Source organism: Burkholderia sp. E168m22 (assembly GCF_001319805.1).
GTDB lineage: Bacteria > Pseudomonadota > Gammaproteobacteria > Burkholderiales > Burkholderiaceae > Burkholderia > Burkholderia orbicola.
Genome location: NZ_BBSK01000014.1, coordinates 112,498 through 137,688, shown reverse-complemented (window position 1 = coordinate 137,688; position 25,191 = coordinate 112,498). Strand labels below are relative to the sequence as shown.

General features: G+C 65.5%; 23 protein-coding genes and 1 tRNA gene. 5 read left to right on the top strand and 19 right to left on the bottom strand.

Translation table 11 applies throughout. From position 1 onward, the window contains the following. Positions 1–15: 15 nt before the first annotated feature. A complete protein-coding gene (locus AP428_RS36590; protein ID WP_124466961.1) occupies positions 16–195 on the bottom strand; it encodes a hypothetical protein in 180 nt (59 codons plus the stop codon). 133 nt (positions 196–328) lie between these two features. Here AP428_RS36590 and AP428_RS37095 point away from each other — a divergent pair, with 133 nt between their 5' ends. Then, positions 329–499, top strand: a complete 171-nt coding sequence (locus AP428_RS37095) for a hypothetical protein (RefSeq protein ID WP_006476323.1) — start codon at positions 329–331, stop codon at positions 497–499. 204 nt (positions 500–703) lie between these two features. On the opposite strand, the gene AP428_RS03815 is transcribed toward AP428_RS37095, so the two are convergent. Beyond that, entirely contained in the window at positions 704–1,510 is an 807-nt protein-coding gene (locus tag AP428_RS03815; protein WP_011694249.1) for a GNAT family N-acetyltransferase, read from the bottom strand. Between the two features lie 170 nt (positions 1,511–1,680). Next, positions 1,681–2,142 carry a phosphohistidine phosphatase SixA gene (sixA, locus tag AP428_RS03810; protein WP_011545096.1) on the bottom strand — a complete coding sequence of 154 codons (462 nt, stop codon included), beginning with the start codon at positions 2,140–2,142 and terminating at the stop codon, positions 1,681–1,683. Between the two features lie 161 nt (positions 2,143–2,303). On the opposite strand from sixA, the gene AP428_RS03805 reads away from it, so the two are divergent. Both AP428_RS03805 and AP428_RS03800 read left to right on the top strand, forming a co-directional pair. Beyond that, positions 2,304–2,380, top strand: a tRNA-Pro gene (locus AP428_RS03805). Positions 2,381–2,600: 220 nt separating this feature from the next. After that, on the top strand, positions 2,601–3,038 hold the full coding sequence (locus AP428_RS03800; RefSeq protein WP_011545095.1) for a hypothetical protein: 438 nt from the start codon (positions 2,601–2,603) through the stop codon (positions 3,036–3,038). A gap of 125 nt (positions 3,039–3,163) precedes the next feature. Here AP428_RS03800 and ppx read toward each other — a convergent pair whose 3' ends face one another. After that, on the bottom strand, positions 3,164–4,678 hold the full coding sequence (gene ppx / locus AP428_RS03795) for an exopolyphosphatase (protein ID WP_011545094.1): 1,515 nt from the start codon (positions 4,676–4,678) through the stop codon (positions 3,164–3,166). A gap of 282 nt (positions 4,679–4,960) precedes the next feature. Between ppx and ppk1 the strand changes: the two genes are divergently transcribed. Next, positions 4,961–7,024 carry a polyphosphate kinase 1 gene (ppk1, locus tag AP428_RS03790; RefSeq protein WP_006476331.1) on the top strand — a complete coding sequence of 688 codons (2,064 nt, stop codon included), beginning with the start codon at positions 4,961–4,963 and terminating at the stop codon, positions 7,022–7,024. A gap of 93 nt (positions 7,025–7,117) precedes the next feature. Here ppk1 and phoR read toward each other — a convergent pair whose 3' ends face one another. From phoR to AP428_RS03735, 11 genes are all read right to left on the bottom strand, one after another. Continuing rightward, a complete protein-coding gene (gene phoR / locus AP428_RS03785) occupies positions 7,118–8,437 on the bottom strand; it encodes a phosphate regulon sensor histidine kinase PhoR (RefSeq protein WP_006476332.1) in 1,320 nt (439 codons plus the stop codon). A 57-nt stretch (positions 8,438–8,494) separates the two neighbouring features. Beyond that, the gene (gene phoB / locus AP428_RS03780) at positions 8,495–9,196 is read right to left on the bottom strand and encodes a phosphate regulon transcriptional regulator PhoB (protein ID WP_006750313.1); all 702 of its coding nucleotides are present in this window, start codon (positions 9,194–9,196) and stop codon (positions 8,495–8,497) included. Positions 9,197–9,225: 29 nt separating this feature from the next. Continuing rightward, complete coding sequence (gene phoU, locus AP428_RS03775) at positions 9,226–9,930, bottom strand: phosphate signaling complex protein PhoU (protein ID WP_006476334.1); 705 nt, start codon at positions 9,928–9,930, stop codon at positions 9,226–9,228. Between the two features lie 18 nt (positions 9,931–9,948). After that, positions 9,949–10,797, bottom strand: a complete 849-nt coding sequence (pstB, locus tag AP428_RS03770) for a phosphate ABC transporter ATP-binding protein PstB (RefSeq protein ID WP_006490515.1) — start codon at positions 10,795–10,797, stop codon at positions 9,949–9,951. 15 nt (positions 10,798–10,812) lie between these two features. Then, the gene (gene pstA, locus AP428_RS03765) at positions 10,813–11,706 is read right to left on the bottom strand and encodes a phosphate ABC transporter permease PstA (protein ID WP_011545091.1); all 894 of its coding nucleotides are present in this window, start codon (positions 11,704–11,706) and stop codon (positions 10,813–10,815) included. Further along, positions 11,703–12,689: a phosphate ABC transporter permease PstC gene (pstC, locus tag AP428_RS03760; RefSeq protein WP_011545090.1), complete on the bottom strand. Its 987-nt coding sequence runs from the start codon at positions 12,687–12,689 to the stop codon at positions 11,703–11,705. Before pstC ends, pstA begins: the two co-directional genes overlap by 4 nt. A 94-nt stretch (positions 12,690–12,783) precedes the next feature. Continuing rightward, positions 12,784–13,818, bottom strand: a complete 1,035-nt coding sequence (pstS, locus tag AP428_RS03755; protein ID WP_006490565.1) for a phosphate ABC transporter substrate-binding protein PstS — start codon at positions 13,816–13,818, stop codon at positions 12,784–12,786. Positions 13,819–14,261: 443 nt separating this feature from the next. Beyond that, positions 14,262–15,617 carry a phosphoglucosamine mutase gene (glmM, locus tag AP428_RS03750; protein ID WP_011545088.1) on the bottom strand — a complete coding sequence of 452 codons (1,356 nt, stop codon included), beginning with the start codon at positions 15,615–15,617 and terminating at the stop codon, positions 14,262–14,264. A gap of 31 nt (positions 15,618–15,648) precedes the next feature. After that, positions 15,649–16,590 (bottom strand): dihydropteroate synthase, encoded by a 942-nt coding sequence (gene folP / locus AP428_RS03745; RefSeq protein ID WP_050768784.1) that lies wholly within the window; start codon positions 16,588–16,590, stop codon positions 15,649–15,651. Between the two features lie 28 nt (positions 16,591–16,618). Then, positions 16,619–18,514: an ATP-dependent zinc metalloprotease FtsH gene (ftsH, locus tag AP428_RS03740; protein ID WP_054927581.1), complete on the bottom strand. Its 1,896-nt coding sequence runs from the start codon at positions 18,512–18,514 to the stop codon at positions 16,619–16,621. Between the two features lie 166 nt (positions 18,515–18,680). Further along, on the bottom strand, positions 18,681–19,343 hold the full coding sequence (locus AP428_RS03735) for an RlmE family RNA methyltransferase (RefSeq protein WP_006476343.1): 663 nt from the start codon (positions 19,341–19,343) through the stop codon (positions 18,681–18,683). A 193-nt stretch (positions 19,344–19,536) separates the two neighbouring features. Here AP428_RS03735 and AP428_RS03730 point away from each other — a divergent pair, with 193 nt between their 5' ends. Continuing rightward, positions 19,537–20,061 carry a YhbY family RNA-binding protein gene (locus tag AP428_RS03730; RefSeq protein ID WP_011545086.1) on the top strand — a complete coding sequence of 175 codons (525 nt, stop codon included), beginning with the start codon at positions 19,537–19,539 and terminating at the stop codon, positions 20,059–20,061. A gap of 68 nt (positions 20,062–20,129) precedes the next feature. Here AP428_RS03730 and AP428_RS03725 read toward each other — a convergent pair whose 3' ends face one another. From AP428_RS03725 to leuE, 4 genes are all read right to left on the bottom strand, one after another. Next, positions 20,130–20,588, bottom strand: a complete 459-nt coding sequence (locus AP428_RS03725) for a DUF4149 domain-containing protein (RefSeq protein WP_006497614.1) — start codon at positions 20,586–20,588, stop codon at positions 20,130–20,132. A gap of 14 nt (positions 20,589–20,602) precedes the next feature. Continuing rightward, on the bottom strand, positions 20,603–21,079 hold the full coding sequence (greA, locus tag AP428_RS03720; RefSeq protein ID WP_006476345.1) for a transcription elongation factor GreA: 477 nt from the start codon (positions 21,077–21,079) through the stop codon (positions 20,603–20,605). A gap of 118 nt (positions 21,080–21,197) precedes the next feature. Next, positions 21,198–24,452 carry a carbamoyl-phosphate synthase large subunit gene (carB, locus tag AP428_RS03715; RefSeq protein WP_011545085.1) on the bottom strand — a complete coding sequence of 1,085 codons (3,255 nt, stop codon included), beginning with the start codon at positions 24,450–24,452 and terminating at the stop codon, positions 21,198–21,200. Between the two features lie 49 nt (positions 24,453–24,501). Continuing rightward, positions 24,502–25,161, bottom strand: coding sequence for a leucine efflux protein LeuE (gene leuE, locus AP428_RS03710; RefSeq protein ID WP_011545084.1), 660 nt, complete (start codon positions 25,159–25,161; stop codon positions 24,502–24,504). Positions 25,162–25,191 lie beyond the last annotated feature (30 nt).

The window sequence follows — 25,191 nt, the reverse complement described above, 5'->3', positions numbered from 1 at the left end:
GGCCGACCGTTACTGCTACTGCACGGGTTTCGGGGGCGGCGCGTCGAGCATCGACGGCGGCGTCATGTCGGTCGGCACGCCGTGATAGTCGGCCGGATCTTCCGGCGGGTGACCGCGGCGGGCCTGACGAGGATCGCTGCTGCAGGCGGCAAGAAGGGATGCGGCCAGCACGGCCAGCACGAAACGGGTCATCACGTAGGGCTCCGGAAAACGGCGCGCCCATCGCACGCCGGGACCGCGCCGAGTCTAGCGGAAATCCGGTTTCGGGGTTGCGCCGCGCATGTCCTACTATGTACGCATGGCGCTGTGCCGTTGAAAGGAGGCTGCCATGTCGTCTGAGGAAATTGCGGGCCTGATCGGCCTGTTCATCGGTCTGATGGTGCTGGTCGCACTGTCGTACTTCGAGTCGCGCGAATACAAGCGCAGCCACGAAGGCGAAGGGATGATCCACCACTGGATGGCGGAACACCACCTGCTCGACTGGCGGCGCAAGCACTGAGCGCGCCGCTGTCGTCCGGCCCTCCCACGGGCCGTCCCAGCCGTGCCGCCCTGCGGCACGGTGGTCGTTGCGTGTCTCTGAAATTATCGGGGCCCGATACGCAGACACGGACCGGATACACGAACGCCGTCGTGCGGCAGCTACCGCGCGACGGCGTTTGCTTGCGTGCGCCCCGCCTCGGAGGTGCGGCGCGATTCGGATCGCTCAGCCCAGGAAGTGGCGGGCGTAGCGCGCGTTGATGTCCGACAGACGGAACAGCGTCAGGAAATCCGCGCAGTTGAAGTCGGGATCCCAGGCCGGGGCGCCGCAAATCTTCGCGCCGAGACGCAGGTAACCCTTGATCAGCGGCGGCGGTGCGACGACGGTGCCCGTCTGCAGTTCATCGACCGGCAGGGCCGTGTGCGGGAATGCGCGATACTCGGGCGCCGTCAGCGAGCTCGCCGACAGCGACTGGTACAGGTTCGCCGCGTAGTGGCCGCCGTCGGCCATCGACACGCTCGCGCAGCCGAGCATCGTCTCGTAGCCGTTCTGCATCATGTACGCGCCCAGACCGCCCCACAGCGCCATGATGACGGCGCCGCTGCGGTAGTCGCTGTGCACGCACGAGCGGCCGACCTCGACCATCTTGCCGCGCAGGTGCGTGAGGCGCGACAGGTCGAATTCGCCTTCGGCGTACAGGCGGCCGACACGCGCCGCCTGGTGCGGCGGCAGCACGCGGTACGTACCGACGACTTTCAGCGTGTCGAGATCGCGGACCAGCAGGTGGTCGCAATACACGTCGAACGGATCGACATCGAGACCGGACGGGCCGCTGACCTGCGCGCCCATCTCTTCGGCGAACACGCTGTAGCGCAGGCGCTGGGCTTCGCGCAATTCGTCTTCCGTACGCGCCCATGCGGCGCGCAGGCGATACTCCGATGTGACGGTTTCACTGGCGCGCGGCAGGTGGCGTCGCGACGTGTCGAGGGGCAGCGAGGCAAAAGGGAGCGTAGGCGTCGGCAGTTCTCGCATTAGGCTTTCCTGGTCGTAAGGAATAGGACGACATGCCCGCCAATGTAGTAACCGGCCGTGACCGTTATGTGGCACGACCGTGTCCTTTCAATGACGTGTCGCCGAATTGACTTTAGCAGAAAGCTTGCGAAACCGTACGATCAATCCCTTCAAACCAATTCAGGCGGGCTTTACACCAGTTCCGGCGTCAAAACCGCCCGCAATACGGCCTGCCGGCTGCCGTCGCGCGTGCGGCTCGCCAGCCACACGATTCCGCCCTTCTTGATGCTCCAGTTGTCGTCGCCGCCGGCGACCAGCTGCGCGGCCACGCTGCCGAGCGTCGGCTGATGGCCGACGATCACGACCGTCGGTGCGATACCGTCCGGCCAACCGGCCGCCGCCAGCACGTCGTCGACACTGCCGCCTGGCGCGAGGGCGTCGACGGTCCGGTACTGGTCGGTCAGCGCCTCGACGGTCTGCACGGTGCGCGCCGCCGGGCTCGCGAGAATCACGGTATTCGTCTCGAGCCGGCCGCGCAGCCATTTGGCCATCGCCTGCGCATCCTTGCGGCCGCGCACGGTCAATTGGCGCGCGAGATCGCTCGTCGCGTAGTCTTCGGCTTCGGCGTGGCGCCACAGGATCAGGTTCATCATGATGTTCTCCTTGCTTCGGCGAGCGCCCGCGCGCGCATGCGTGGGGGGCGGCCGATCATCCTGTGAATTGTCGCAAATCGCGGACCGCTCGCCGCCGCGGCATTTACCCGCATATCGTGATTGACCGATGCGGCCGTTCGACGTTATTATCTTTGGCTCGTCGGAGCGTAGCGCAGCCTGGTAGCGCATCTGATTTGGGATCAGAGGGTCGTAGGTTCGAATCCTATCGCTCCGACCAAGGAATCAAGGGGTTACGGTTGAACACCGTAGCCCCTTTTTCCGTTTACGGGTGTTTTTTACCGGCCCTTGAATCGCCCCGCCGTTTTCCGGGCTCGCCGCGATGCGGGCCAAGCCCGGCTCAACCGCCGCGTCGACGCACCCACGCCTCCACCACGAGTCCCGCGCACGAAACTTGCTGGAACACGCGATAATACGTGTGAAACAACCCGCAACCGCGCATGAAAAACAACGTTCTCAAGCCAGCCCTCTGCGCGTCGCTGCTCGTACTCGCGACCACCGCCGGCACCGCGTCGGCGAAAGCGCTCGACGACGCGCTCGACTGTCATTCGACCGGCCACAAGTTCGTCGCGCCGCTGCTCGCCGCCGGCGACATCCAGTCCGAGCCGATGCACGTCGAATCGAATTCGGTCAACGCGTTCCGCACGAACCGCTCGCTGACGGCCTACGGCTTCGGCGTCTACGTCGTGCTCGGTTACCAGGCGAACGATCCGATCTTCCGGCCGGGCGACGGCACGCCGATCGGCGACTGGGCCTACGGCGTCGTCGTGCGCGGCACGAAGAGCGCGGTCGAGGAAGCCGTGCGCAAGGCCGGCAGCGATGCAACCGTCAAGCAGGCGTTCCCGTTCCTGACCGCGATCGTCTGCTCGTCCGATTGAGCCGACCGTCGGTACCCGCGTTGGGTGGCCCTTGACGATCGTGCGGGGCGATACCTGACGAGCGCCTCACCCGCACATCCATCCACCCGGCGCCCGGAGCACCTCCCGGGCTCGCTATTGGCCCGTCACGCGCCGGTATAAACCACGCGATACGGGATACCGACCTTCTCCCACTCCGCCGCCTCCTGGCTGAGGCTGTAGTCGGTCAACGGGTTCTGCTCGACCCAGGCACTCGGCAGACGCACCTCGTACCCGCCCTTCTTCATCTGCGAAACGGAAATGTCGGGCAGCCCCGCATCGGTCCGGCGCCGGCACAGCAGCGCCGCGAGCCGCAGGCAGAACAGCAGCGGCCATTCGACCTCCCGCGCCTGCGACAGCTTGCCGAGCTTGCCCGCATGGCCGAGCACGAGCGCGGCAAGCCGCGCCTGGTCGGTACGCGAAAAACCCGGCATGTCCGCATTGCTCGCGATATAGGCCGAATGCTTGTGATACGCGCTGTGCGAGATCGACAGGCCGATCTCGTGCAATGCGGCCGCCCAGCCGAGGAACATCCGCCCTTCCTCGCGCGCTTCCTCGTCGTCTTCCTCGAGCTCGTCGTAAAAACGCGCGGCGAGCGCCCCGATCCGCTCGGCCTGTGCGCGATCGACGCCGTAGCGGCGTGTGAAACCCTCGACGGTCACCGCGCGCATGTCCTCGTGCTGGGTCCGGCCGAGCAGGTCGTACAGCACGCCGAGGCGCAGCGCGCCATCGGTCGTGTCGACGTAGTCGACGCCCAGTTCCTCGAACACCGCCAGCATGATCGCCAGGCCGCCCGCGAGTACCGGCACGCGGTCGGGCTTCAGCGCGATCAGCTTCAGCCGGTTGACGTTCTCCGACTTGATCAGCGCACGCTTCAGCCGCTCGAGGCCGCCGCGCGAAATGCCGTGCGTGATGCCCGGATCGTTGAAGCCGTTCGCCTCGACGAGCTCGGCGAGCGCGCGTGCGGTGCCGGACGAGCCGATCGCCTGGTCCCAGCCGGCCTTCTTGTATTCGCTCGAAATGATCTGGATCTCGCGCTTGGCCGCGAGTTCGGCCTGCCGCATCGTGTATTCGTCGACGTTGCCGGCCGGAAAGAAGGTGCGGCTATGGCTCACGCAACCGATATAGAGGCTCTCCATCACGATCGGCGTGTAGTGCGAGCCGATGATGAATTCGGTCGAGCCGCCGCCGATGTCGACGACGAGCCGCTTGCCGGCGCTCGCCGGTACCGAGTGCGCGGCGCCCGCATAGATCAGGCGCGCCTCTTCGCGGCCCGCGATCACTTCGATCGGGAACCCGAGCGCCGCCTCGGCCTCGCCGAGGAATTCGGCGGCGTTCTTCGCGACGCGCAGCGTGTTGGTCGCGACCGCGCGCACATGATCGGGATGGAAATCGCGCAGGCGCTCGCCGAACCGCTTGAGCGCCTCCCAGCCACGCTCCTGCGACGCGCGATCGAGCATCTTGTCGCTCGACAGGCCCGCGGCCAGCCGCACCGGCTCGCGCAGCGCGTCGACGGGATAGATCTGACTGCCCGCCGGCGTTTCCTCGACGCGCCCGACGATCAGCCGGAAGCTGTTCGAGCCGAGATCCACGGCAGCCAGCAAGTGGGGAGTTGTAACCATCAGAAGGGGGCTCCGTGCGCGTTCTTCCGCGGCAGCCGTTCCTCCGGCAACCGCGGGCGATCAATCAAAGGCGACATTTTAAGCGTGGAACGCTTGCCGTTGCCACGCTTCACGGGCATGCACACTGCTCGATTCCATATAGCCGAAACATTTATGCGACGAAAGGGTTACGGCGTAGAATTTCCCGATATAAAACCATTATTGTCATCAGCACGTCATCGTACCGTGAGAGTTTCCGAGCGTCCTTTCGAATCATCGCCTGAATTACCTCCTACTCTGCCGATGTCCGTCCGTTACCCGCTTCTCAACCGTGAACTCGGCATCCTCGGTTTCAACGAGCGCGTGCTGGCCCAGGCGGCCGATCCGCAAGTCCCGTTGCTCGAGCGCCTGCGCTTCATCTGCATCACCAGCAGCAATCTCGACGAATTCTTCGAAGTCCGGATGGCCGGCCTGCAGGAACAGATCCGCGACAACCCCGGCGCGCTGACGCCCGACGGCATGTCGCTGCAGCACGCTTACGATCTCGTCGTCGAACGCGCGCAGCGGCTCGTGCATCGACAGTACACGATGCTGCACGAAACCGTGCTGCCGGCGCTCGAACAGGAAGGCATCTACTTCCACGCGAGTGACTCGTGGAACGACGAGCAGCTCGAATGGGCGCGACGCTACTTCCTCGACGAACTGCTGCCGGTGCTGACGCCGATCGGCCTCGATCCGGCCCACCCGTTCCCGCGCGTGCTGAACAAGAGCCTGAACTTCGTCGTCGAGCTCGAAGGCCGCGACGCGTTCGGCCGCCAGGCCGTGATGGGCATCGTGCAGGCGCCGCGCGCGCTGCCGCGCGTCGTGCGCATGCCGCATGCGCTGTCGGGTTTCGAGCACGGCTTCGTGCTGCTGAGCTCGTTCATGCAGCGCTTCGTCGGCGAACTCTTCCCGCAACTCGTCGTGAAGAGCTGCAACCAGTTCCGCATCACGCGCAACAGCGAGCTGTTCGTCGACGAAGACGAAATCACGAACCTGCGTGTCGCGCTGCAGGGCGAACTGCCCGCGCGCCACCTCGGCAACGCGGTGCGCCTCGAAGTGTCGGCCGACACGCCGCTGCACATCGTGCGGCGCCTGCTCGAGGAAAGCGAACTCGGCGACAAGGACTGCTACCGCGTGGCCGGGTCCGTGAACCTCGTGCGCCTGATGCAGATTCCCGATCTCGTCGACCGCCCGGACCTGAAGTTCACGCCGTTCACCGCATCAACCCCCGCGGTAATCGCCAACGCGCCGACGATGTTCGACGCGATCGACGCCGGCGACATCCTGCTGCACCACCCGTACGAGAGCTTCCAGCCCGTGCTCGAACTGCTGCAGCAGGCCGCGAGAGACCCGAGCGTCGTCGCGATCAAGCAGACGATCTATCGCACCGGCACCGACTCGCCGCTGATGGACGCGCTGATGGAAGCCGCGCGCAACGGCAAGGAAGTGACCGTCGTCGTCGAGCTGCTCGCGCGCTTCGACGAGGAAACCAACATCAACTGGGCGTCGCAGCTCGAAGCCGTCGGCGCGCATGTCGTGTACGGCGTGGTCGGCCACAAGTGCCACGCGAAGATGATGCTGATCGTGCGACGCGTCGTGCAGGCCGGCAAGGCGTCGCTGCGCCGCTACGTGCATCTCGGCACCGGCAACTACCATCCGCGCACCGCACGCCTCTACACCGACTTCGGGCTGATGACGGCCGACCAGAAGATCTGCGAGGACGTGCATCACGTGTTCCAGCAACTGACCGGGATCGGCGGCGAACTGACGCTGCACGAGCTGTGGCAGTCGCCGTTCACGCTGCATCCGCGCATCATCGAGTCGATCCGCGCGGAGATCGACAATGCGCAGGCCGGCAAGCGCGCGCGCATCGTCGCGAAAATGAACGCGCTGCTGGAGCCGTCGGTGATCGCCGCGCTGTACGAAGCGTCGCAGGCCGGCGTCAAGGTCGATCTGATCGTGCGCGGCGTCTGCGCGCTGAAGCCCGGTGTGCCGGGGCTGTCGGAAAACATCACGGTGCGCTCGATCGTCGGCCGCTTCCTCGAACACCACCGCATCTACTATTTCCATGCGGGCGGCGCCGAGGACGTCTATCTGTCGAGTGCCGACTGGATGGACCGCAACCTGTTCCGCCGCGTCGAAGTCGCGTTCCCGATCCGCGAGCGCAAGCTGAAGCGGCGCGTGATCGCCGAGGGGCTGTCGGTGTGCCTCGGCGACAACCAGTCGGCATGGCAGATGCACAGCGACGGCCATTATCGCCGGCGCCGCACCGGCAAGACGATCCGCAACGCTCAGCTCGGGCTGCTCGCGAAGTTCTGCTCGTGAACCGTCGGCGCGATGCAGATCGCGCCGACGCATCGCCATGAAAAAAAGCAGCCCGCGGGCTGCTTTTTTGAACGCCGACGAGCCGCTACACGATCATGCTTCGTAAGCAGCCGGCCGGATCGCGATGACGCGCGAGCCCGGGAACCGCGCGGTGAACGTACTGCCGCGCCCTTCCTCGCTCTGCACGTACAGATGCGCATCGTGCCGCTGCAGCACGTGCTTGACGATCGCGAGCCCGAGGCCCGTGCCGCCCGTATCGCGCGAGCGGCTGCGATCGACACGGTAGAAGCGCTCGGTGAGCCGCGGCAAATCGGCGGCCGGAATCCCGAAGCCGCTGTCCGTGACCGAAAACACGCCCTGCGCGCCCTCGCGCCGCCACGACACGACGATCTTGCCGCCGTCCGGCGTATAGCGGATCGCGTTCGTGACGAGATTCGCGAACGCGCTGAACAGCTCCGTCTGCGCCCCCGTGACGCCGAGCGTCTCGTCGATCGAGAACGCGATGTCGTGATGCCCGTTCGACAGCGTCTGCGCATCCTCCTTCAGATGATCGAACACCGCCCGCATGTCGATCGCATGATCGACCGGCGGCTTGCTCTCGCCTTCCAGCTTCGCGAGCACCAGCAGGTCGGTCACGATGTGCCGCATCCGTGACGCCTGCTGCTCCATCATGTCGAGATAGCGCGCGCGGTCCTCCTCGTTCAGCGGCAGCTCGCGCATCGTCTCCAGGAAACCCGACAGCACGGTGAGCGGCGTCTTCAGCTCGTGCGACACGTTCGCGACGAAGTCACGCCGCATCGCGTCGGTGCGTTCGAGCTCGGTGATGTCCTGCGTGAGCAGCAGCTTGCGGTTCTCGCCGTACGGAAACACCTGCACGGCCAGCACGTTCTGCCGCGAGTCGCCCATGCCGCGCATCAACAGCGTCTCGTCGTAATGCTGCGCATTGAGGTAGCGGACGAAATCGGGATGGCGCACCAGGTTCGTGATGTGCTGGCGCAGGTCGCGCTTCGCATCGAGGCCGAAATGGACTTCGGCGATCGCATTGCACCACTCGATCTGGTCGTGATCATCGAGCATCGCGACACCGTTCGGCGAGGCCTGGATCGCCTGGATGAAACGCGAGTGCTGCTGTTCGACCTGCCGCACCTGCGCATGCCACTGCTTCGCGAGCTTGTGCAGCCGATAGTAGATCTCGCCCCAGATGCCCGGCGCGCTCGGCACCTCGCCGTAGACGGGCGCATCGAGCAGGCGCCACAGACGCTGCGTATGGAAGGTGCTGAAAAAGCCCTGCGCGACCAGCATCACGACCACGAACACGAGGCCCGCGGTCGGGCCGGCGAAGACGCCGACCAATACGCCGATCAGCACGAGCAGCACGAGCGACACCAGAAAGCGCGCCCAGATGATGTTCATGATTCAGCGTCCGAAAGAAGGAGCGGCACGCCGCGGCACGCGGCATGCCCGAATACGTTACGCGTGCTTGGCGAGGCGGTAGCCGCTGCCGCGCACGGTTTCGATCATCGCATCGCAGCCGGCCGGTTTCAAGGCCGCGCGCAATCGTTTGATGTGCACGTCGACGGTACGCTCCTCGACGAACACGTGGTCGCCCCACACCTGGTCGAGCAGCTGCGTGCGGCTGTGCACGCGCTCCGGATGCGTCATGAAGAAATGCAGCAGGCGGAACTCGGTCGGGCCGAGATCGAGCTTGATCTCGCTGCCGTCGCCGTGCGCGGCGACGCGATGCGTGGCCGGGTCGAGGCGCAGCCCGTTGATCGACACGACGTCCTCGGTCAGCTGCGGCGCGCGGCGGCGCAGCACGGCCTTGATGCGCGCCATCAGCTCCTTCGGCGAGAACGGCTTCGTCACGTAGTCGTCCGCGCCGATTTCGAGGCCGAGCACCTTGTCCTGCTCGTCGCCGCGGGCGGTGAGCATGATGATCGGGATGTGCTTGGTCCGTTCGTTGTTGCGCAGGTCGCGCGCGAACGCGATGCCGGACTTGCCCGGCAGCATCCAGTCGAGCAGCACGAGATCGGGCAGCACGTCGCTGATCAGGTTCTGCGCCTGTTCGGCGTTGTAAGCGCGGATCGGGCAGTGACCGGCGTGCTGGAGATTCACCGAGATCAGTTCGGAAATCGCGGGCTCATCTTCAACGACGAGAATGTTGCTGGGCATCGGCACCTCTGTTCTTCCTATGGAGTCGATTAACTGTTGGCTTCGCGATCGAGCGTGTCGCGCGGCTGGTGCCGCACGTCGGTGCCCTTCACGATGTAGATGATGAATTCGGCGATGTTCTTCGCGTGGTCGCCGATCCGTTCGATCGCCTTCGCGATGAACAGGTAGTCGAGGCCGACCGAGATCGTGCGCGGATCTTCCTGCATGTACGACACGAGCTTGCGCACGAACGCGCGGAATTCCATGTCGATTTCCTTGTCGTCCTTGACGATCTGCGCGGCGGCCACCGTATCGAGGCGCGCGAACGCGTCGAGCGCGCGGCGCAGGATCGTCACGGCCATCTCGCCCGACACCTTGATCTCGGCGATGTTGACCGCACGCGCGGCCGGCTCGTCGACCAGGCGGCGCACGCGTTTGGCGATCTTCTCGGCCTCGTCGCCGGCGCGCTCGAGGTTCGTAATCGTTTTCGAAATCGACATCAAAAGACGCAGGTCACGCGCGGCAGGCTGTCTCCGCGCGATGATGTTGCCGCATTCCTGGTCGATGTCCACTTCCATCGCGTTCAGCGTTTCCTCGGCCGCGATCACCTTCTCGGCCGTATCGCGATCGAATTCGTTCAGCGCGCGCATCGCGCCGACGATCTGCGACTCCACGAGTCCGCCCATTTCCAGCACTTTCGACGACACGGCATTCAGGTCCGCGTCGAACTGGCTCGACAGATGTTTATCCGACATGGTTGTTGTTCTCCGTCATCAGCCGAAGCGGCCGGTGATGTAGTCTTCCGTTTCCTTGCGCACCGGCTTGATGAAGATCTTTTCGGTCTCGCCGAACTCGATCAGCTCGCCCAGGTACATATAGGCCGTGTAATCCGAGCAGCGTGCGGCCTGCTGCATGTTGTGCGTGACGATCACGACCGTGTAGTCGCTCTTCAGCTCCGCGATCAGCTCTTCGATGCGGCCCGTCGAGATCGGGTCGAGCGCCGAGCACGGCTCGTCGAGCAGCAGCACTTCCGGACGGATCGCGATGCCGCGCGCGATGCACAGGCGCTGCTGCTGGCCGCCCGACAGCCCGTAGCCGCTCTGGCCCAGCTTGTCCTTCACTTCGTTCCACAGCGCGGCCTTCGTGAGTGCCCACTCGACGCGGTCGTCCATTTCCGAGCGCGTGAGCTTTTCGAACATCTTCACGCCGAACGCGATGTTGTCGTAGATCGACATCGGGAACGGGGTCGGCTTCTGGAACACCATGCCGATCCGCGCGCGCAGCAGCGAGATGTCGCGCTTCGTCGTCAGCAGGTTCTCGCCGTCCATCAGGATTTCGCCTTCGGCGCGCTGCTCCGGATAGAGCGCGAACATCTTGTTGAACGTGCGCAGCAGCGTCGACTTGCCGCAGCCCGACGGGCCGATGAACGCCGTCACCTTCCCTTCGGGAATGCGCAGGTTGATGTTCTTCAGCGCGTGGAACTTGTTGTAGAAGAAGTTGAGGTTGTTGACCTCGATCTTCGCGTTCAGCGGCGCGAGCGGACGGCCGTGCGCCGCGTCTTGCGTGCCGGCGGGCGCAGCGGTGCGCTCGACGGGATTCAGGTGGCTTTCTGCCATATTCATCGGATTGCTCCGCCGTTACTTTTTCGAGAAGATCGAGCGCGCCAGGACGTTCAGTCCGAGCACCCCGAGCGTAATCAGGAACACGCCCGCCCACGCGAGCGACTGCCATTCCGCGAACGGGCTCATCGCGAACTTGTAGATCGTGACCGGCAGGTTCGCCATCGGCTGGCTCATGTCCCACGAGAAGAACTGGTTCGACAGCGCGGTGAACAGCAGCGGCGCCGTTTCGCCGGCGATCCGCGCGACCGCGAGCAGCACGCCCGTCACGATCCCGCCGACCGACGCGCGCAGCGTGATCTTCAGCACCATGCGCCACTTCGGCGTGCCGAGCGCGACGGCCGCCTCGCGCAGCGCATTCGGCACGAGCTTCAGCATGTTCTCGGTCGTGCGGATCACGATCGGGATCTGCAGCAGCGCGAGTGCGATCACGCCGGCCCAGCCCGAAAAGCGCCCCGACTTCGCGACGACGATCGCGTACACGAACAGGCCGATGACGATCGACGGCGCGGACAGCAGGATGTCGTTGATGAAGCGGATCGTGCTGGCCAGCAGGTTCTTCTGGCCGTATTCGGCGAGATAGACGCCCGCGAGGATGCCGATCGGCGTGCCGACCAGCGTGCCGAAGCCGCACAGCAGCAGGCTGCCGACGATCGCGTTCGCGAGACCGCCGCCTTCCGTGTTCGGCGCCGGCGTCGATTCGGTGAACAGTTGCAGCGACAGGCCGCCGACGCCGAGATGCACCGTCGTGTAGAGAATCCACACGAGCCACAGCAGGCCGAACGCCATCGCGCCGAGCGACGCGGTGAGCGCGATCGCGTTGACGGCCTTGCGCTTGCGCTGCAGGCGGTTGCGCATCGCGTCGAGCGCGGCGCCGTCCGGCCCCGGGAAATTCATGATGGGCTCGCTCATTTCTTGCCCTCTCCCTTCTCGAGACGAAGCAGCAACAGTTTGGAGATGGACAGCACGATGAACGTGATCACGAACAGGATCAGGCCGAGCTCCATCAGCGCGGACGTATGCAGGCCCGGCTGCGCTTCCGCGAATTCGTTCGCGAGCGCCGACGTGATGCTGTTGCCCGGCGCGAACAGCGACACGCTGTCGAGCAGGTTGGTGTTGCCGATCACGAAGGTCACGGCCATCGTTTCGCCGAGCGCGCGGCCGAGGCCGAGCATCACGCCGCCGATCACGCCGGTCTTCGTGTAGGGCAGCACGACCTTCCACATCACTTCCCACGTCGTGCAGCCGATCCCGTATGCCGATTCCTTCAGCAGCACCGGCGTGACCTCGAACACGTCGCGCATCACCGATGCGATGTACGGGATGATCATGATCGCGAGGATCACGCCGGCCGCGAGGATGCCGATACCGATCGGCGCGCCGGACGTCAGCGGGCCGAGCACCCACACGTCCTTGAGCAGCCGGCCGAGCGGCTTCTGGAAGTATTCGGCGAAGATCGGCGCGAACACGAGCAGGCCCCACATGCCGTACACGATCGACGGAATCGCGGCGAGCAGCTCGATCGCGATGCCGAGCGGACGGCGCAGCCACACGGGCGCCAATTCGGTGAGGAACAGTGCGATGCCGAAACTGACCGGCACCGCGATGACGAGTGCGATCAGCGACGTCACGATCGTGCCGTAGATCGGCACGAGTGCGCCATAGATGTCCGAGTTGGGGTCCCACTCGGATTGCCACAGGAAGCCGAGGCCGAACTTCTGGATGGTCGGCAACGACGCAATGATCAGGGAAACGATGATCCCGCCAAGCAGCAGCAGGGTCACGATCGCGGCGAGCCGTGCGAGGCCGCCGAACAGGACATCCCCGAGACGGCTCGGCGCGCGCTGCTGCGCGCTGTCGGGCGATCGGGAGGACGTGTATGAAATATCAGACATGGGTGCCTGCTTTTGATCGCCGGGCGCCGTAACGCCCGGCTTTACCGCACACACTGCCCGACCGGCACGGCCGGGCAGCGAACCGCTGGATGGCTTACTCGGCGGCGACCGGCTTGCCCGAAGCGTCCGTCACCTTCGTCTTCCACTGCTTGCGGATTTCCGTCTCGACCGTCGCCGGCAGCGAGATGTAGTCGAGGCTGTCGGCAGCCTTCTCGCCGTTCTTGAACGCCCAGCTGAAGAACTTCAGCGTTTCCGCGCCCTGCTCCGGCTTGTCCTGCTTCGCGTGCAGCAGCACGAACGTCGCGCCGACGACCGGCCACGCTTCCTTGCCCGGCTGGTTCGTCAGGATCTGGTAGAACGACTTCGACCAGTTCGCGCCTGCTGCTGCGGCCTTGAACGTTTCCGTCTTCGGCTCGACCACCGTGCCCGTCGAATTCTTCAGCGCAGTGTAGGTCATGTTGTTCTTCTTCGCGTACGCCCACTCGACGTAGCCGATCGCGCCCGGCAGACGCTGCACGAAGGCCGCGACGCCGTCGTTGCCCTTGCCGCCCGTGCCCGTCGGCCAGTTGACCGTCGTGCCTTCGCCGATCTTCGACTTCCACTCGTCGTTGACCTTCGACAGGTAGTTCGTCCAGATGAAGCTCGTGCCCGAGCCGTCAGCGCGGCGGACCACGGCGATGTCCGTATCCGGCAGCTTGACCTTCGGGTTCAGCGCGGCGATCGCCGGATCGTTCCACTTCTTGATCTTGCCGAGGTAGATGTCGCCGAGCACCGGGCCCGACAGCGTCAGTTCGCCGGCCTTCACGCCCGGCACGTTGACGACCGGCACCACGCCGCCGACCACCGTCGGGAACTGGAACAGGCCTTCCTTCGCGAGTTCTTCATCCTTCAGCGGAGCGTCCGAACCGGCAAAATCGACCGTCTTCGCGACGATCTGCTTCAGGCCGCCCGACGAGCCGATGCCCTGGTAGTTGACCTTCGAACCGCCGGACTGCTGGTAGTCCGCAGCCCATTTCGTATAGATCGGCATCGCGAACGTGCTACCTGCGCCCGTGATGTCGGCAGCGTGGGCGGCGACGGCGAAAAGCGCGCCAGCCAGGCCGGCAATCGCGGTTTGCATCAATTTCATGAGACCTCCAGTGTGTGAGCGGATGACTACGGCACCGCGAAGGTTAGGGGCTGCTCATGACGGTAATGTGACAATCGATGAAACTGGCGTGACAGTAACATGACTGGTTGAAAGGGAATATCGGGCGGCGCGTCGGGACGCCGAAGCGGCGGTGGCAGCAAGAATTGCCTGGCGCGGAGGGATGGGGACGACGCCTGCCTACGAGGGCGTGCTGACGCATCGTAGCGCAGCGTCAGCTGGGCAGGAAGCCGGTTTCGCGGTCGCTGAAGTTGTGGGGTCGGATACCTGATGAGATCGGAATAATGCGTTTGCCGAAGTGCGTTACTTATAGGTATGGCAAACCTTTGCGTCTGACAAAAACGACGGCGCCCGAAGGCGCCGCATGCGAATTCGCCGAAAGCCGGCGCGCGGGCGGCCGGACCGCCGCGCGCGCCTGCCGCGGGTCAGGTCGTTGCCGCCCGCACCGCGTCGGCGATCGTCTCCGCATGGCGCACCGCATCGGCCGCCTGCTGCGCTTCGACCATCACGCGCAGCACGGGCTCCGTGCCCGATGCGCGGATCAGCACGCGGCCGCTGCCGGCGAGCGCGGCTTCGGCGGCATCGATCGCGGCGCGAATCGACGCGCTGCCCTTCCAGTCGGCGCCCGGCTTCATCCGCACGTTGATCAGCTTCTGCGGGAACAGCGTGACGCCGTCGAGCACCTGCGCGAGCGTGCGGCCGCTGCGCTTGAGCGCGGCCAGCACGAGCAGCGCCGACACGATGCCGTCGCCGGTCGAATGCCGGTCGAGCGACAGGATGTGGCCCGACCCTTCCGCGCCGAGCTGCCAGCCGTGCTCGCGCAACTGCTCGAGCACGTAGCGGTCGCCGACCGCCGCACGGACGAACTTCACGCCCTCGCGCTGCAGCGCGACTTCGACCGCGAGGTTCGTCATCAGCGTGCCGACCGCGCCGTCGACCTTGCCGTCGGTCGCGATCCGGTCCTTCACGAGCACGTAGAGCAGTTCGTCGCCGTTGTACAGGCGGCCGGTCGCGTCGACGACCTGCAGGCGGTCGGCGTCGCCGTCGAGCGCGATGCCGAGATCGGCATGGTTCGCCCGCACCGCGCGCACCAGCGCGTCCGGCGCGGTCGCGCCGACGCCGTCGTTGATGTTGAAGCCGTTCGGCGCGACACCGATCGGGATGACGTCAGCGCCGAGTTCGTGGAACACGTGCGGTGCAATTTGATACGCGGCGCCGTGCGCGCAATCGATCACGAGCTTCAGGCCGCGCAGGTCGAACGCGGCCGGGAACGTGCTCTTGCAGAACTCGATGTAGCGGCCGGCCGCGTCGTCGAGGCGACGCGCCTTGCCGAGCCCGTCGGACGGCGCGCATTCGAGCGGCTTGTCGAGCCACGCTTCGATCGCGGCTTCGGTGTCGTCGGGCAGCTTGTTGCCGTCAGCCGAGAAAAACTTGATCCCGTTGTCGTGATACGGATTGTGCGACGCGCTGATCACCACACCGGCCGACAGACGCAGCGCACGCGTCAGGTACGCGACGCCGGGCGTCGGCATCGGGCCGGCCAGCATCACGTCGACGCCGGCCGCCGAGAAGCCGGCCTCGAGCGCGGCTTCGAGCATGTAGCCCGACACGCGCGTGTCCTTGCCGATCAGCACCGTCGGACGCGAGCCTGCCGCGACGTCGGCCGAGCCGGCCAGTACCTTGCCGGCCGCGTAGCCGAGGCGCAATACGAAGTCCGGCGTGATGGGCGCTTCGCCCACCGTGCCGCGAATGCCGTCCGTGCCGAAATATCGACGTCCCATGAGTCCTTCCTCCTTCGTCTTTCTGACTTGCTTATCGTTGCCGTGCGGCTGCGCGCACGGTATTCCATACTTTTAGCGCATCGACCGTCGCCGCGACGTCGTGCACGCGCACGATCGCGGCGCCCCGCTCGACCGCGCACACCGCGGCCGCCACGCTCGCCGCGACGCGCTCCATCGGCGGCTTGCCGCCGATCACCGCACCGAGCATCGACTTGCGCGACATGCCCGCGAGAATCGGATAAGCGCTCCCGTCGGGGCGCGCGGGCGCCGTGTCCGGCAACGCGGCGAGCAGCGCATAGTTGTCGTCGACGACCGCCTTGCCGAACCCGAAGCCGGGGTCGACGCAGATGCGCTCCGCCGCCACCCCCGCGTCGCGCAGCGCCTCGGCGCGCGCAGCGAGAAAATCGCGGACGTCGGTCACGACGTCGCCGTAGTCGGGCTCGCCGACCTGCATCGTCTGCGGCTCGCCGAGCATGTGCATCGCGCACAGGCCGCTGTTGCCGTCGCGCACCGCATCGATCGCGCCCGGCTGGCGGAACCCCCATATGTCGTTGATCAGATCCGCGCCGGCGGCCAGCGCCGCGCGCATCACGGCCGGCTTGTAGGTATCGATCGACAGCGGCACGTTGAACGGCCGCAGCGCCTCGACGAGCGGAACCACGCGCGCGAGCTCCTCGTCGAGCGGCACCGGCGGCGCACCGGGGCGCGTCGATTCGCCGCCGATGTCGAGCAGGTCCGCGCCGTCGGCGATCATCCGCTCGGCCTGGCGCAGCGCATCGTCGCGCGCGAGGAAGCGGCCGCCGTCGGAGAACGAATCGGGCGTGGCGTTGAGGATGCCCATCACGAGCGGGCGTTCGAACGTCAGTTCGAAGCGGCCGCACTGGAGCGGCGCGGGAATGAACGGGGACACAGCGGAATCGGACACGAGCAACGGGCGTGGATGAATGCAAAACGGGCCGGTGTGAAGCCACACCAGCCCGTGAACGGCGTTAAAGCGGAGATTATGCCGCCGGCGTAGCCGGCGCCGGCGCGCTGTCGGGCTTGACCTCGGCGCTGCCGCCGCCCGACGAATCGCCGCCGACAGCCGGCGAGCTCTTCGGCGAGCGCGGCGGACGGCCTTCCATGATGTCGTTGATCTGATCGGCGTCGATCGTCTCCCACTCCATCAGTGCGGCCGTCATCGCCTCGACCTTGTCGCGGTTGTCTTCGAGCAGGCGGCGTGCGAGGTTGTACTGTTCGTCCAGCACGCGGCGGATTTCCGAGTCGACCTTCTGCTGCGTCGCTTCCGAGATCGTACGCGTGAAGCCACGGCCGAACGGCGACGCATCGTTCTCGTCGTCGACGTAGACCATCGGCCCCAGTGCGTCGGTCATGCCGAAACGGGCCACCATCGCACGCGCGGTCTGCGTGGCCTTGTTGAAGTCGTCCGATGCGCCGGTGCTGACCAGGTTCATGAACAGCTCTTCGGCCACCCGGCCACCGAACAGGATCGCGAGGCGGTCCAGCAGGTAGTCCTTCGAATACGTCTCGTTGTCATGCTCCGGCAACTGCCACGTGACGCCCAGCGCGCGACCGCGCGGGATGATCGTGACCTTGTGCACCGGGTCGGCCTTCGGCAACAGCTTCGCGATCACCGCGTGGCCCGACTCGTGATAAGCGGTGGCGCGCTTCGCTTCCTCGCGGATCACGGCCGACTTGCGCTCCGGACCCATGAAGATCTTGTCCTTCGCGTCCTCGAAATCCTGCATCTCGACGATGCGCTTGCCGCGACGGGCGGCGAACAGCGCAGCCTCGTTCACGAGGTTCGCGAGATCGGCGCCCGAGAAGCCCGGCGTGCCGCGTGCGATAACCGCCGCGTCGACGTCGTTCGCGATCGGCACCTTGCGCAGGTGCACGCGCATGATCTGCTCGCGGCCGCGGATGTCCGGCAGGCCGACATAGACCTGGCGGTCGAAACGGCCCGGACGCAGCAGCGCCTTGTCGAGCACGTCGGAACGGTTGGTCGCGGCGATCACGATGACGCCTGAATTCGCCTCGAAGCCGTCCATCTCGACGAGCATCTGGTTCAGCGTCTGTTCGCGCTCGTCGTTGCCGCCGCCCATGCCGGCGCCGCGATGACGGCCGACCGCGTCGATTTCGTCGATGAACACGATGCACGGTGCATGCTTCTTCGCCTGCTCGAACATGTCGCGCACACGGGCCGCGCCGACGCCGACGAACATTTCGACGAAGTCCGAACCCGAGATGCTGAAGAACGGCACCTTCGCTTCACCCGCGATCGCGCGGGCGAGCAGCGTCTTGCCGGTACCCGGCGGGCCGACCAGCAGCACGCCGCGCGGAATGCGGCCGCCCAGCTTCTGGAATTTCTGCGGATCGCGCAGGAAGTCGACGAGCTCGGACACTTCTTCCTTCGCTTCGTCGCAGCCCGCGACGTCGGAGAAGTTCACCGCGTTGTTGTTCTCGTCGATCAGCCGCGCACGCGATTTCCCGAACGAGAATGCGCCGCCTTTGCCGCCTCCCTGCATCTGCCTCATCATGTAGAACCAGAACACGATGATCAGGATCGTCGGCCCGAGATAGTACAGCGCGGACATCAGCGCGTTCGGCTCGTCGTCGGCCTTGCCGCTGACCTGCACGCCGTACTTCATCAGATCGCCGACCATCCAGATGTCGCCGGGCGACACGATCTGGTATTTCTGGCCATCAGCCGGAGTGACGGTGAGGTTGCGCCCCTGAACGATGACGTTCTTGACCTTGCCGTTCTTGGCGTCGTCCATGAACTGCGAATAGGACACGCCTTCCTGGACGCGGGGCTTGTCGAACTGCTTGAACACCGTAAACAGCACCAGTGCGATCACCAGCCACACCGCTGCCTTCGAAAACATATTGTTGTTCAAAGCACCACTCCTTCACTCGTAGACGAGCGCCTACATTTTCCTTGCGGCGCCCCTCGATCATTCTAATCCAGTCCGACCACCCCCGCCATAAGCATTGACAACCGCCGCGATAGCGCTTCGCTTGTCTGGCAAGGGCCGGAGCCCGTTTGCGGCACCGCACTCCGCATCAGCGCGGATGCTTCAGCTGCCGACCCAAAATGAACGTTTCGGACGATTTGTCGCGGGATGCCTTGGGCTTGCGCGGCGCGACAACCTTAAACTGCTGTTTGAACTTCTCGACGATCTGGCTGTAGCCGCTGCCGTGAAAGCACTTCACGAGCAGCGCACCGTCCGGCTTCAGATGGTTCTGCGCGAATTCGAGCGCCAGATCGCAGAGATGCTCGATGCGCGCCGCGTCCGCCGAGGCCACGCCGGAGAGGTTGGGGGCCATGTCGGAAATAACAAGGTCCACCGCGCGGCCTTCGAGCACTTCTTCGAGCTGGTGAAGGACGTCGTCCTCGCGGAAGTCGCCCTGCAGGAAGTGGACGTCGGCGATCGGCTCCATCGGCAGGATGTCGAGCGCAACGATCGTGCCGTCGATGCCGCCTTCGCGCTCCGCGTCACGCTTCTTGCCCTGCGCGAGCTTGTTGCGGGCATACTGGCTCCAGCTGCCCGGCGTGGCGCCGAGGTCGACGATCACCTGGCCGGGACGGATCAGCTTGTCCTGTTCGTCGATTTCCTTCAGCTTGTACGCGGCGCGCGCGCGATAGCCCTCCCGCTGCGCCATTTTGACGTACGGGTCGTTGATGTGGTCGTGCAGCCAGTGCTGGTTGAAGCGGTTTTTTGCCATTCGAGAGAGAGATTGCTGCCAATTGCTTCGTGAAGCCGCGCTTTTAGCGGATAATACGCGTCTTCTTCGCGCGGCTGCGGCCCCTTTTCAGGCCCAAGCCGCGATTTTACGTGGTTTCGGCGCACGGCTGACGCGGGAACGTCCCGCGATCGCTTTTCAGTCAGCGCGCCCTTATTTAGATTTCGACATTTCCATGCCCGCCCTTTCGCTTTCTCCCGCCGAGCGCTCCGCGCTGCGCTCCCAGGCCCATGCGCTCAAGCCCGTCGTGCTGATCGGCGCCGAAGGGCTGACCGACGCCGTGCTGAAGGAAATCAAGGTGCACCTCGACGCACACCAGCTGATCAAGATCCGCGTGTTCGGCGACGAGCGCGACGATCGCATCGCGATCTACGACGATATCTGCGACCGCTTGAACGCGGCCCCGATTCAGCATATCGGCAAGCTGCTGGTGATCTGGAGGCCCGAAGCCGCAGCGGCCCCGGCCCGCGGCCGTCGTGCCGGTGCGCTGCCCAGCGCGGCAGAAGCCGCCGACGACAAGAAAGGCCGCGCTCCGCGCACCGTCAAGGTCGTCAAGGTGTCGCCGAACGCGAGCCCCGTGCGCCGTCCGAGGCCGGTGAAGGTCACGGTGCGCGGCAACGAACGCGTGACGGCAGGCGGCACCGTGAAGCGCGCGAAAAAGCGCCAGGCCAGCACCAAGCGGCCGTTCCAGGACAAGTAACCCGCCGGTGCGGCACGGATTCCCGTGCCGCCCTGCCCCATCGTTGCGCAACGCGCAACGACGAGCGCTCAGGCGTCGCGCGCCGGTAGACGCCAGATCAGCATCAGCCCCAGCACGCTTTCGACGAGATAGAACACGCTCGAGACGCCGTGCAGCATCCCGAAGCGGCTCGCATACGGCGAATTCGCGATATCGGTGCCCGCATCCATCGCGGCCACGCGCAGCGCGTTCATGAACGGCTGCAGCGCAAAATACCCGACCAGCACGCATACGACCATCGCGGCGACGATCCAGCGCACGCGGCGATACTCGCTGCTGCCGCGCCGCACCTGCTGATTCGACAACGCGAGCAGCAGCACGCCGCACACGACGCCGAGGATCGCCTCGATACGGAACAGCTGGGCGGCGACCGAACCGGCCGTCATCCGTTCCAGCGTCTTGAACAATACGGGCGCGACCGCATACCCGATCGTCAGCAGGCTGCCGACCCATACGGCCGACAGCAGACGGAACACGCGATGCGGCATCACGTCGCCCCGCTTCAGATGTAGCTGACCGAGATGATTTCGTACTCGCGCACGCCGCTCGGCGCCTGCACGGCCGCGACGTCGCCTTCGGACTTGCCGATCAGCGCACGTGCGATCGGCGAGCTGACCGAGATCAGGCCGTGATCGATATCGGCTTCGTCGTCGCCGACGATCTGGTACTTGACGGTGTCGCCCGACTCGAGATCCTCGAGTTCGACCGTCGCGGCGAACACCACGCGGCCATCGGCGTCGAGCACCGTGGGATCGATGATTTGCGCGGCGGACAGCTTGGATTCGAGTTCCGCGATGCGGCCCTCGATAAAGCCCTGCTTTTCCTTCGCTGCGTCGTATTCGGCGTTTTCGGACAGATCGCCCTGTGCGCGGGCCTCCGCGATCGCGTTGATCACGGCCGGCCGCTCGACGGACTTGAGGCGCTGCAATTCATCGCGCAGTTGCTCTGCGCCACGCTTTGTCAACGGAATGGTGCTCATAAACGGCTCAATCGCTAAAAACGGCTATAAAAAAAATCACCGCGATTAAGCGCGCTTCCGATGCACTGGAAACACCGCCTAATCGCGGCACGTGTTGCTTCGACAGGTAACTGACCGCTTAGTTTAGGCGAGCGTGAAGACCTTGTAAATCATAGACTTCCAGATCCTTCAGGTAGCGCAAGCCTTCAACGGCCGCGCGCGCGCCCGACATCGTCGTGTAGTACGTGACCTTGTGCGCCTGCGCGCTCATGCGGATCGAGCGCGAATCGGCGATCGCCTGGCGCGTCTCGTCGACCGTCGTGAACACGAGTGCGATCTCGCCGTTCTTGATCATGTCGACGATGTGCGGACGGCCGTCCTTCACCTTGTTCACGACCTTCACCGGCACGCCGGCCGCTTCGATCGCGGCAGCCGTGCCCTTGGTCGCGACGATCGGGTAGCCGAGGTCGTGCAGCATGCGCGCGACTTCGACGGCCTTCGGCTTGTCCGCGTCCATCACGGTCAGCAGCACCGTGCCCGACTCCGGCAGGCGAGAACCGGCGGCGAGCTGCGACTTGAACAGCGCTTCGCCGAACGTCTGGCCGACGCCCATCACTTCGCCGGTCGAGCGCATTTCAGGCCCGAGGACCGGATCGACGGTCGGGAACTTGACGAACGGGAACACCGCTTCCTTCACGCTGAAGTACGGCGGCTCGACTTCCTTCGTCACGCCCTGCTGCGCGAGCTTCTGGCCGACCATCGCGCGCGCCGCGATCTTCGCGAGCGGCAGGCTGGTCGCCTTCGACACGTACGGCACCGTGCGCGACGCGCGCGGGTTCACTTCCAGCACGTAGATGATGTCCTGCTTCGAGCCGTCCGCCTGCGGCACCTGCTGGATCGCGAACTGCACGTTCATCAGGCCGACCACGTTCAGCGCCTTCGCCATCGCGCCCGTCTGGCGCTTCAGCTCGGCCACGGTTTCCTTCGACAGCGAGTACGGCGGCAGCGAGCATGCCGAATCGCCCGAGTGGACGCCCGCCTGCTCGATGTGCTCCATCACGCCGCCGATGAACACGGCTTCGCCGTCGCAGATGCAGTCGACGTCGCACTCGATCGCATCGTTCAGGAAGCGGTCGAGCAGCACCGGCGAATCGTTCGACACCTTCACGGCCTCGCGCATGTAGCGCTCGAGGTCGCGCGGCTCGTGGACGATTTCCATCGCGCGGCCGCCGAGCACGTACGACGGACGCACGACCAGCGGGTAGCCGATTTCGTCGGCCAGCGCGAGCGCTTCGTCTTCGGCGCGCGCGGTGCGGTTCGGCGGCTGGCGCAGGCCGAGGTCCTGCAGCAGCTTCTGGAAGCGTTCGCGGTCTTCGGCCGCGTCGATCATGTCCGGGGACGTGCCGACGATCGGCACGCCGTGCGCCTCGAGGTCGAGCGCAAGCTTCAGCGGCGTCTGGCCGCCGTACTGGACGATCACGCCGACCGGCTTTTCCTTGTCGACGATCTCGAGCACGTCCTCGAGCGTCAGCGGCTCGAAGTACAGGCGGTCGGACGTGTCGTAGTCGGTCGACACCGTTTCCGGGTTGCAGTTGACCATGATCGTTTCATAGCCGTCCTCGCGCATCGCGAGCGCCGCGTGCACGCAGCAGTAGTCGAACTCGATGCCCTGGCCGATCCGGTTCGGGCCGCCGCCCAGCACCATGATCTTCTTGTTCGTGGTCGGCTGCGCCTCGCACTCTTCCTCGTAGGTCGAGTACATGTAGGCGGTTTTCGTCGCGAACTCGGCCGCGCACGTGTCGACGCGCTTGTAGACCGGGCGCACGTTCAGTTCGACGCGACGCTTGCGGACGTCTTCCGGCGTCGCGCCGAGCAGCTTCGCGAGGCGGCGGTCGGAGAAGCCGCTCTGCTTCAGGTAGCGCAGCTCGTCGAACGTCAGCGACGCGAGCGTGCGGCCCGACAGCGCCTTTTCCTTCAGGATGATCTGCTCGATCTGCTCGAGGAACCACGGATCGATCGCGGTTTCCGCGAAGATTTCCTCGGCCGTCATGCCGATGCGGAACGCATCGCCGACGTACCAGATGCGGTCCGGGCCCGGCTCGTGGATCTCGATCGCGATCTCGTCGCGGTTGGTCGACTTCTCGTCGAGGCCGTCGACACCGACTTCGAGGCCGCGCAGCGCCTTCTGGAACGATTCCTGGAACGTGCGGCCGATCGCCATCACTTCGCCGACCGACTTCATCTGCGTGGTCAGGCGCGAATCGGCTTCGCGGAACTTCTCGAACGCGAAACGCGGAATCTTCGTGACGACGTAGTCGATCGTCGGCTCGAACGACGCCGGCGTCTGGCCGCCGGTGATTTCGTTCTTCAGCTCGTCGAGCGTGTAGCCGACCGCCAGCTTCGCCGCGACCTTCGCGATCGGGAAGCCGGTCGCCTTCGATGCGAGCGCCGACGAACGCGACACGCGCGGGTTCATCTCGATGACGACCATGCGGCCGTCCCGCGGGTTGATCGAGAACTGCACGTTCGAACCGCCCGTGTCGACGCCGATCTCGCGCAGCACCGCGAGCGATGCGTTACGCAGGATCTGGTATTCCTTGTCGGTGAGCGTCTGTGCAGGCGCTACCGTGATCGAGTCGCCGGTATGCACGCCCATCGGGTCGAGGTTTTCGATCGAGCAGACGATGATGCAGTTGTCGGCGCGGTCGCGCACGACTTCCATCTCGTATTCCTTCCAGCCGAGCAGCGACTCTTCGATCAGCAGCTCGCGCGTGGGCGACAGGTCGAGACCGCGCTTGCAGATCTCTTCGAACTCTTCGCGGTTGTACGCGATGCCGCCGCCCGAGCCGCCGAGCGTGAACGACGGGCGGATCACGACCGGGTAGCCGCTGCCGCCCGTCTCCGCCATGATCTCGGCGTGCACCTTGGTCGCCTCTTCCATCGAGTGCGCGATGCCCGACTTCGCGGAACCGAGACCGATCTTGGTCATCGCTTCCTTGAACTTCTGGCGGTCTTCCGCCTTGTCGATCGCTTCCGGCGACGCGCCGATCAGCTCGACGCCGAACTTCTCGAGCACGCCGTGGTGGTGCAGGTCGAGCGCGCAGTTCAGCGCGGTCTGGCCGCCCATCGTCGGCAGGATCGCGTCCGGGCGCTCCTTCTCGATGATGCGTGCGACGACTTCCCACGTGATCGGCTCGATGTAGGTCACGTCGGCCGTGTTCGGGTCGGTCATGATCGTCGCCGGGTTGCTGTTGACGAGAACGACCTTGTAGCCCTCCTCACGCAACGCCTTGCAAGCCTGCGCGCCCGAATAGTCGAACTCGCACGCCTGGCCGATGATGATCGGGCCGGCGCCGATGATGAGGATGCTCTTGATGTCTGTGCGTTTTGGCATGGCTTGTGAATTCAATAAGTAATCGTTGTCGTGGGTCGGCCGGCGGCGCTCAGCTCATGGTCGCCAGCGCCAGCTTCACCGAGAAACCGATGAACAGGCCGCCCACGCTGCTCGCCGCGCCTGCCGCGAGCTTGCGGCGGCGGCGGAAGTGCTCGGCGAGCCGCGCCCCCGCGAAGATCAGCGTGCTCAGGTACAGGAAGCTCGCGCATTGCGCGATCGCCCCGAGCACGACGAACGACAGCGCGGGATGCGGGAATGCCGGGTCGACGAACTGGATGAAGAACGAGATGAAGAACAGGATCGCCTTCGGATTCAGCAGGCTCACGATCAGTGCTTTCCGGAATGGCCGCTCGCCGTCGACCGCCTGCGGCGCCTCGACCGGCGCATCGCCGCGCGCGCGCAGCTTGCTCCACGCGCCGCGCAGCATCCCGGTGCCGATGTACAGCAGGTAGGCGGCGCCGCCGTACTTGACGACGGAGAACAGCAGCGGGTTCGCCTTCAGCAGCGACGCGACGCCCGCGGCGGACAGCACCATCAGCACGGTATCGCCGACGAACACGCCGCACGCCGCGCGATAGCCGGCCTTCACGCCGCGCTGCGCGGCAAGCGACAGCACGTACATCGAGTTCGGCCCCGGCAGCAGGATGATGAAGATCACGCCGAACACGTAGGTCCAGATATCCGTGATGCCGAGTGCGTGGCCGAACATGATGTGAATCTCCCGTTCTTCGGTTGCGTC